The following is a 2711-nucleotide window of genomic DNA, read 5'->3' on the forward strand; positions in this document are numbered from 1 at the left end:
ATATAAAAGTTTACATAATATATCTTATCAGACATTAAATATATATGATTTTATAATACACTTAATCCTTTCTTCTTTTACCTATTATGATTCCCTACTCAACAATACTGCGGTTTCTATATGCATTGTTTGAGGAAAAAGGTCAAATGGCTGGACTGTCTTAATTTTAAAACCTTTGCTTAGAAATTGCTTCAAATCACGAGCCAAGGTGGAAGGATTGCAGGAGAGATAAAAGATTTTAGAAACTTCGGCTTTTGAAAGTATTTTTTTCACCTCTGTACTACAGCCACTTCTTGGCGGATTGATAAAGATAGAATCAAATTTGGTCTTCTTTAAAGCGCCTTCCAATTCCTCAGCCGCATCACCTTCTATAAAGGAGATATTTGTTATCTTATTGCTTTTAGCATTAAATTTTGCATCATCAACAGCATCTTTATTACTTTCAATACCAACTACAATTGAGCTTTTTTGCGCCAAAGGAAGTGAGAAAGTGCCAACACCTGAATATAAATCAAGAATCTTTTCCTTTTTCTTGGGTTTGAAAATCTTTATTACAGTTTCAAGCAGAACTTCATGTAATAAATTATTTATTTGGAAGAAACTATCTGAATTTACTCGATATTTGATATCTTTTATTCTTTCATACACATACTCTTTGCCAAAGGAATTTTTCTTATTTCCATACCCAAAAACAATTCCAGAAATACCTTTCACATACTTCTTCAAATCATTCAAAGCATTTTCCATTGTGCGTTTATTCAAATTCTTACCTATTGCCTTCAATAACAATTTATCAGATGATGCGCTATAGATAAGCTTCAAGTTTTCACAATTCTTTTTGAATACTATAGGGCTATAAAAGTTTAATGCTTCTATCAATTCATTAATTCTATTGCCGCATAACAGACATCTTGCAATTGGCACAATTTTATGAGAATTTTCCATATAAAAACCTAAATACGGCTCGTTTTTCTGCACTTTTCTCGTAACTTTAAGCTCAACTCTGTTTCTGTATCCAAATTCAGAAGGGGAGGTAATCATAGAATTGACTTCTATATCTTCTATCCCCCCTACCCTCTTAAATGTTTCTTTAACAATATCCTCTTTGATTTTTGTTTGGTAATTATATTCTATGTGCTGATAGTGACATCCGCCGCATTGAGAATAATATGGACAAGGCGGATTTCGCCTAAAAGTGGAGGATTTTATAAAACCGACAACTTTCCCGAGGAGATAATCCTTCTTATCATCAATAATTTCAACTTTTACAGTTTCACCCGGAATAGTCTTCGGAATCAATACAACCTTGTCAAAGAAATGTCCTAGCCCGTATCCACCATATACGGCTTTATCTATTCTTGTGACAATCTCTTCGATTTTAATACTCCTTTTTCACTGCAATGAGTCTTTCGACAAATTTTTTTGGCACAAATCCTGAAATTGAATATGCCTTTTGACAATTCAGCGAGCAATCCCTGCCATTTTTAAAAGGTAGTTGGTACTCATCTACTTTCACAGGTTTAATTTTTCTTTCATCCAAATTGAATGTATCGACAACAATTTTTCCTATCTCATATCTTGATAAGGCTTGAGGCCCTGCGCAATGGAATATTCCTTTTTGCTTCTTTTCGATAAGTCTCAGCATTATTTCGGCTACATCTTCAGCATAATTCGGGCATCTTATTTGGTCTGTAAAAAGATTTAATTCTCTCCCATCTTTTAGTGAATCGATCATTTTATCCAAAAAAGATTTATATTTAGGATTTTTTAAACCATATGTAAGGGAAATTCTCAATATCAAATAATCATCAATTTTTCTTTTGATTTCCTCTTCAGCTTCCGCCTTCGATGACGCATATGCATTCAGTGGATTGACTTCATCAGTTTCTACATAATTACCTTTTTTTCCGTCAAAAACAATATCAGTTGAAAGAAATACAAGTTTGGAATTATGCTTACTACATAATTCTGCAATCTTGCCTGTAATATCCCTATTAATCTTAAAGGCTAAAGATGGATTTTTTTCACAATCTTCTACATTTGAAATCGCTGCACTATGGATAACTATATGAGGTTTGATTTCATCAAATACATTATGAAGCGCCTTTGAGTCTGCTAAATCGAATCGGCAGGGTGTACATTTTCTTTTTACAAATTTGTTCCTGTTGTAATGGGCAAATACTTTGTAGTCTTTTGAAAGTTTTTCCTGAAAATTATAACCAACAAAACCACTTGCCCCTGTAAGCAACAGTCTCTTTTTCATACATTATTGATAGTTTCCTCTATTATAGATAATGCTTCATCTACTGACGAAACACCAATAACATCATCAGATATATTCCAGCTATCTATTCCAATAACTCTCTTTCCAAGTTTAAGGGCAATGGCAATTTCAGACAAAGTGCCGTATCCTCCTCCAACGGCCACTACACAAATTCCGCTTCTTGCGACAAGCACATTCCGTGCATGGCTCAACCCTGTCACAATAGTTATATCAACATAGGGATTTGCATTGAATTCCTCACCGGGTAGTATTCCGACAGTGATGCCGCCTTTTTCCTTGGCGCCTTTGCATACTGCCTCCATAACACCTCCAAGCCCTCCGCAAACAACGACAGCGCCTAATTCTGCCAATCCCTGCCCCAATTCCTCGGCTTTGTCATATTCAGCAGACGTGCAGTTTGCCCCGCCAATGACCGATATTTGAAATC

At 34.9% G+C, this 2711-nt stretch carries 3 protein-coding genes; all 3 read right to left on the bottom strand.

The window, feature by feature from the left end; translation table 11 throughout:
* Nucleotides 1–84: 84 nt before the first annotated feature.
* Genes rlmD through D6734_04860 form a run of 3 tightly spaced genes read right to left on the bottom strand, consistent with a single transcriptional unit; the run spans nucleotide 85 to nucleotide 2703 of the window.
* Entirely contained in the window at nucleotides 85–1383 is a 1299-nt protein-coding gene (gene rlmD, locus D6734_04850; GenBank protein RMF95838.1) for a 23S rRNA (uracil(1939)-C(5))-methyltransferase RlmD, read from the bottom strand.
* Nucleotides 1379–2263 carry an SDR family oxidoreductase gene (locus D6734_04855; protein RMF95839.1) on the bottom strand — a complete coding sequence of 295 codons (885 nt, stop codon included), beginning with the start codon at nucleotides 2261–2263 and terminating at the stop codon, nucleotides 1379–1381. The genes rlmD and D6734_04855 overlap by 5 nt, the downstream gene beginning before the upstream one ends.
* Nucleotides 2260–2703 (bottom strand): TIGR00725 family protein, encoded by a 444-nt coding sequence (locus D6734_04860; protein RMF95840.1) that lies wholly within the window; start codon nucleotides 2701–2703, stop codon nucleotides 2260–2262. Before D6734_04860 ends, D6734_04855 begins: the two co-directional genes overlap by 4 nt.
* Nucleotides 2704–2711: the final 8 nt, after the last annotated feature.

The organism is Candidatus Schekmanbacteria bacterium, from assembly GCA_003695725.1.
In the GTDB taxonomy this organism is placed as follows: Bacteria; Schekmanbacteria; GWA2-38-11; order GWA2-38-11; family J061; genus J061.